Genomic DNA, 6,094 nt, shown 5'->3' on the forward strand with positions numbered 1-6,094 from the left:
GGCTGCCATTATGGCGGGAGGAATGGTACCACCATTAGCCATGTCTTTAGCCACCTTATTAGCAAAACATAAATTCTCTGAAAGTGAAAGAAGCAGTGGTAAAGTCGCCTTTGTTTTAGGATTATGCTTTATTTCAGAAGGCGCAATCCCTTTTGCTGCTCGCGATCCACTTCGTGTATTACCTTCATCGATGATTGGTGGGGCAGTAACTGGTGGCCTTACTATGTTGTTTGGTTCTAAGCTTATGGCGCCGCATGGGGGATTATTTGTATTAGCTATTCCTGGTGCAATTACCCCTGTGATGGGTTATTTAATCTCTATTGCGGTTGGTACTGTAGTTGCAGGCGTTCTTTATGCGTTTCTTAAACGCCCAGAAGATCCACAAGAATTAGCGCAATCCGAATAATTTATTACAAATAACTCTAAAAAGAGCACACAGTTAGTGCTCTTTTTTATAAATTTATATCATATTTATTGGCTGATATTTAATAATAAAAAAACAAACTGACTATAGAGTAAGCAATCAAATCGGTTTTAGCTTTTTAATGATTGACACATTTGTAATTTAACTATAACATCCCTACCTGTAAGTTCTGCTCCTCCATAGTTCAGTCGGTAGAACGGCGGACTGTTAATCCGTATGTCACTGGTTCGAGTCCAGTTGGAGGAGCCAATTTAAAGTTTTGACAATATTATTATTTATAATAAACCATAACCATCAACTAATTTTTTTGTCAATTTACTTCACAAACCTATCTCTATTCCTACAAAACATAAATTATTCATTGCTAGCAAGATCGCCTAATTGAAATTACTTTTCATCAATGTTAATTGTTACTAGTTAAAATCATCAATAAAAATTACCATAAACTTTATTAACGTCTGCTAATTAAAATAAATTATGTAAAAACGCTTGATACTGTATAACAATACAGTATAATTAGTTAAAACTATCTAATTAACATAATGGATATCAAGAATGAATGAAAATAAACAACGCGCTTTATCAGCTGCTTTAAGTCAAATTGAAAAACAATTTGGTAAAGGATCTATCATGCGTTTGGGTGATACACAAACGCTTGATGTTGATGCTATTTCTACTGGTTCATTAGGCCTTGATATTGCCCTTGGCATTGGTGGTTTACCTATGGGGCGTATTGTGGAGATTTTTGGTCCAGAATCTTCAGGTAAAACGACGCTAACCTTATCTGTCATTGCGCAGGCGCAAAAAGAAGGCAAAACATGTGCATTTATCGATGCCGAACATGCACTTGATCCTATTTATGCAGCAAAATTAGGTGTCAAAGTCGATGATTTACTTGTTTCGCAACCTGATACTGGCGAACAAGCGTTAGAAATTTGTGATGCGTTAGTTCGCTCAGGTGCGGTTGATGTGGTCATTGTCGATTCCGTCGCTGCTTTAACACCACGTGCTGAAATTGAAGGTGAGATGGGCGATTCCCATATGGGATTACAAGCTCGCTTAATGTCACAAGCATTACGTAAATTAACCGCTAATATTAAAAATGCTAATTGTTTAGTTATCTTCATCAACCAAATTCGCATGAAAATTGGGGTTATGTTTGGTAATCCAGAAACCACCACTGGCGGTAATGCACTTAAATTTTATGCTTCTGTTCGTTTAGATATTAGACGTACTGGTTCAGTAAAAGAAGGTGAAGATATTATAGGTAGTGATACACGCGTAAAAGTTGTTAAGAACAAAGTTGCTTCACCTTTCCGACAAGCAGAATTTCAAATTTTATATGGATGTGGAATATCTAAAGAGGGTGAATTATTGGATTTAGGTGTTAAACATAAACTTGTTGATAAAGCGGGTGCGTGGTATAGCTATAATGGGGAGCGAATTGGTCAAGGGAAAGCAAATTCAATTAAATACTTACAAGAGCACCAAGAACTTTCCGACGAATTAGAAAATCGTTTACGAGAATTATTATTAAATAGCCCAGCCGAATTTGTTTCGGATGAAAATGTAACGACTATTGAAGATGAATTATAAAAAAGAACAACCTTTGCTATTTGATAAAATCATATTAGATAAAGCTGTGCAATTACTTGCACAGCGAAATCATACGGAATTAGAATTAAACCAAAAATTATGGTTATTTTTTTCTAAAAAATTATCTCGACAAATGTCATCTGCTTTTAATCAATCTGAATATGATTATTCTTACTCTCAACATGATGATTTTTCATTAAATTTAAAAAATAAAATTTCTGAAATTGTGTGTTATTGTCAGCAAAAAAATTGGCTAAATGAGGAAGATTTTGTAGCAGATTATATTGCTATGCGTCAACGAAAGGGCTTTGGATACAAACGAATAGAACTGGAGTTGAAGCAAAAAGGCGTAAAATCAGAAATCATTCGTTCAAAGTTAATCAATTTATCATCACAAAAAACGTCTTTGGAACAGATAACCAACCTTATACAGCGTCGTTATGGTGTGATAAACGTATCAGACATGAAACAACGACAAAAAATCCATCGTTTTCTATTAAATCGAGGATTTAGCCATCAACTTATACAGCGTCTTTATAATGCTTCATTGGACGAAGATAGACAATGAATTAAATATACCTTTATTATTCCGTAGCGTATCTTATTTCCTCCTTCCTCTAAATTCTCCAATCAGTATATTTATATGTGACATAGATAATGCTATTCTATGCAATATATTGTTCATTTTTGAATACAAAATTATGCATTTATGCATTAATGTATTAGAATATTGACCTATTAGGTAATAGAAATAAAAATTATTATTTTTTATTTGTAAAAATAAACAAAATATTTTTATATCTTAGTGAAGAAAATAATCTAACTATCAATCTATATTTATTGTTAACTAGCTAATTTAAACCGGAATTAAATGATGAGCAAGAGCACTGCTGAAATTCGTCAAATGTTTCTTGATTTTTTTCGTGCGAAAAACCATGAAATTGTATCAAGTAGTTCATTAGTCCCGCATAATGATCCAACATTATTATTTACTAATGCTGGAATGAATCAATTCAAAGACACCTTTTTGGGACAGGAAAAACGTAATTATACTCGAGCAACAACCGCACAGCGTTGTGTGCGAGCTGGGGGAAAACATAATGATTTAGATAATGTTGGTTATACTGCTCGCCATCACACTTTTTTTGAAATGTTAGGTAATTTTAGTTTTGGTGATTATTTTAAACGCGATGCAATTAAATATGCTTGGGAGTTATTAACAGCAGAAGGCTGGTTTAACTTACCAAAAGAACGCTTACTCGTCACCGTTTATGCAACAGATGATGAGGCTTATAATATTTGGTTTAATGAAATAGGTATTCCTGCTGATCGAATTATCCGTATCGGCGATAACAAAGGTGCACCTTATGCCTCAGATAATTTTTGGCAAATGGGAGATACTGGACCTTGTGGACCTTGCACTGAAATATTTTACGATCATGGTGAACATATTTGGGGGGGACCGCCAGGGAGTGCTGATGAAGATGGCGATCGCTTTATTGAAATTTGGAACATCGTGTTTATGCAATTTAATCGCCAACAAGATGGGACGTTATTACCTTTACCTAAACCTTCCGTGGATACTGGAATGGGGCTGGAAAGGATTGCAGCCGTGTTACAGCATGTTAATTCTAATTACGATATTGATTTATTCAAAAAGTTAATTCAATCTGTCGCAGATGTTATAAAAATCCAAGATTTAGAAAATAAATCATTACGTGTTATTGCCGATCATATTCGTTCCTGTGCTTATTTAATTGCTGATGGTGTTATGCCTTCAAATGAAGGGCGTGGTTACGTGTTACGACGTATTATTCGCCGAGCGGTTCGTCATGGTCATATGCTTGGTGCAAAAGACGTATTCTTTTATAAATTAGTTCGACCATTAATTGATGTTATGGAAAGTGCTGCAACTGACTTAGTTCGACAACAAAACATCGTTGAAACTACGCTTAAAACCGAAGAAGAACAATTTCTTAGAACACTTGAGCGTGGATTGGCCTTGCTCGATCAAGCACTGGAGCAATTAGCAACGCCAGTCTTAGATGGTGAAGTGGCATTTAAATTATATGATACTTATGGTTTTCCTTTTGATCTTACCGCAGATGTTTGTCGTGAACGAAATATTACTGTTGATGAGGCAGGATTCAATAAAGCGATGGAAATGCAACGTCAACGCGCACGTGAGTCAAGTAATTTTAGCATAGACTATAATAAAGCAATTAAATTAGAGGATGTTACTGATTTTATTGGCTATACCGACGTAGAATCAGAGAGTCAAATTGTTGCCATATTTAAAAATGGTGAAGCTGTTGAGTGCATAACGGCACCTGATGAAGCGGTAATTATATTGAATAAAACACCATTCTATGGTGAATCAGGTGGGCAAGTTGGTGATAAAGGTGAATTAGTTTTTGATACCTTTAAGTTTAAAGTCAATGATACACAAAAATATGGACAAAGCATTGGACATATTGGGCATTTAGAAAAAGGTTGTATTAAAGTTGGTGATTCACTAAAAGCGGTAATTAATACCGATATACGTGAAAAAGTAAAACTCAATCACTCAGCGACACACTTATTACAAGCGGCTTTACAAAACGTATTAGGCTCCCATGTTCATCAAAAAGGCTCACTAGTAACTCCTGATTATTTACGTTTTGACTTTTCTCATACCGAAGCGTTATCCGCTGAACAATTAGAGGAAATAGAAAATCTAGTTAATCAGCAGATTCGTCGTAATTTAGTTGTAGATGTTGAAATCATGGAACTAAATAAAGCCAAAGAAAGAGGCGCAATGGCGCTTTTTGGTGAAAAATACGATGATAATGTACGGGTGTTAAGTATGGGTGATTTTTCCACTGAACTTTGTGGGGGAACGCATGTAACCCATACCGGCGATATTGGTTTGTTTAAGATTTTATCTGAATCAGGTATCGCTGCTGGTGTGAGACGAATTGAAGCGGTAACGGGACAAAGAGCCTTAACTATTATTCATCAGGAATTAGATCAAATTACGCGGATAGCGCAACTATTTAAAACTGATCGTAATAGCGCGTTTGACAAAGTGCTACAGAATCTTGAACAGACAAAGCAATTAGAGAAAAAAGTACAGCAGCTAAAAGAACAACAAGCCGTAATGGAAAGCGCTCAATTATTACATCATATGATGGATATAAATGGGGTAGGTTTATTGGTTGCTAAATTAAACGATATTGATGCTAAATTAATGCGGACAATGATTGATGATATCAAAAATAAAATTAACTCTGGTGTAATTATTTTAGCTGCTATTAATGGTGATAAAATTAATCTTGCTGCAGGTGTAACAAAAGATTTAATTAGTAAAGTAAAAGCTGGCGAAGTCATTTCGGATTTAGCTCAGCAAATTGGTGGTAAAGGTGGAGGACGTCCTGATTTTGCGCAAGCTGGAGGCGTAGATGTGAAGGGGTTACCACAAGCTTTATCAAATATAACTGAAACTATGAAAGAAAAATTAATGCAACTTGGCGTAAAGGAGGACACATGTTAATTTTAACAAGAAGAGTTGGGGAAACATTGATGGTAGGTGATGATGTTGTTATTACTGTTTTAGGTGTGAAAGGTAACCAAGTTCGTATTGGGATTAATGCACCAAAAGAAATATCTATTCATCGAGAAGAAGTTTATAATCGTATCAATCAATCGCAGGATGCAGCACAAAATTCTGACGATAAAGGCGGAAAGTTGTAAGTTTTTTCACCAAATTGATTGGTAAATGCTCAACCAATTAATCTTTATAAGAAATTGGTTGACTTATTTTTCCCAGCCATTAATATATGCGCCATACAGTGTTTCTGAGATTGAAAGAGATAGTGTATAGGTGAGATGGCCGAGAGGCTGAAGGCGCTCCCCTGCTAAGGGAGTATAGGGTCAAAAGCTCTATCGAGGGTTCGAATCCCTCTCTCACCGCCATATATCATATCGTAGTATGATATCTAATATTTAAGTAGTGCACCCGTAGCTCAGCTGGATAGAGTACCCGGCTACGAACCGGGCGGTCAGAGGTTCGAATCCTCTCGGGTGCACCATAAA

General features: G+C 35.7%; 5 protein-coding genes and 3 tRNA genes. All 8 read left to right on the plus strand.

Going from position 1 to position 6,094, the window contains the following annotated elements:
- The coding region (locus tag O970_RS05920) for a fructose-specific PTS transporter subunit EIIC (RefSeq protein ID WP_036562835.1) at positions 1–406 on the plus strand (406 nt) is incomplete at its 5' end.
- Between the two features lie 191 nt (positions 407–597).
- A tRNA-Asn gene (locus O970_RS05925) sits at positions 598–673 on the plus strand.
- 306 nt (positions 674–979) lie between these two features.
- Positions 980–2,020, plus strand: a complete 1,041-nt coding sequence (recA, locus tag O970_RS05930; RefSeq protein ID WP_024496218.1) for a recombinase RecA — start codon at positions 980–982, stop codon at positions 2,018–2,020.
- Positions 2,010–2,588: a regulatory protein RecX gene (locus tag O970_RS05935; RefSeq protein ID WP_024496219.1), complete on the plus strand. Its 579-nt coding sequence runs from the start codon at positions 2,010–2,012 to the stop codon at positions 2,586–2,588. The genes recA and O970_RS05935 overlap by 11 nt, the downstream gene beginning before the upstream one ends.
- A 306-nt stretch (positions 2,589–2,894) precedes the next feature.
- Positions 2,895–5,552: an alanine--tRNA ligase gene (gene alaS / locus O970_RS05940; RefSeq protein ID WP_024496220.1), complete on the plus strand. Its 2,658-nt coding sequence runs from the start codon at positions 2,895–2,897 to the stop codon at positions 5,550–5,552.
- Positions 5,546–5,752 carry a carbon storage regulator CsrA gene (csrA, locus tag O970_RS05945; RefSeq protein WP_024496221.1) on the plus strand — a complete coding sequence of 69 codons (207 nt, stop codon included), beginning with the start codon at positions 5,546–5,548 and terminating at the stop codon, positions 5,750–5,752. The genes alaS and csrA overlap by 7 nt, the downstream gene beginning before the upstream one ends.
- A gap of 129 nt (positions 5,753–5,881) precedes the next feature.
- A tRNA-Ser gene (locus tag O970_RS05950) sits at positions 5,882–5,974 on the plus strand.
- Positions 5,975–6,013: 39 nt separating this feature from the next.
- Positions 6,014–6,090 (plus strand) — tRNA-Arg (locus O970_RS05955).
- The last annotated feature ends 4 nt before the right edge of the window (positions 6,091–6,094 follow it).

This window comes from Candidatus Schmidhempelia bombi str. Bimp, assembly GCF_000471645.3.
GTDB classification, from domain to species: Bacteria; Pseudomonadota; Gammaproteobacteria; order Enterobacterales; family Orbaceae; genus Utexia; species Utexia bombi.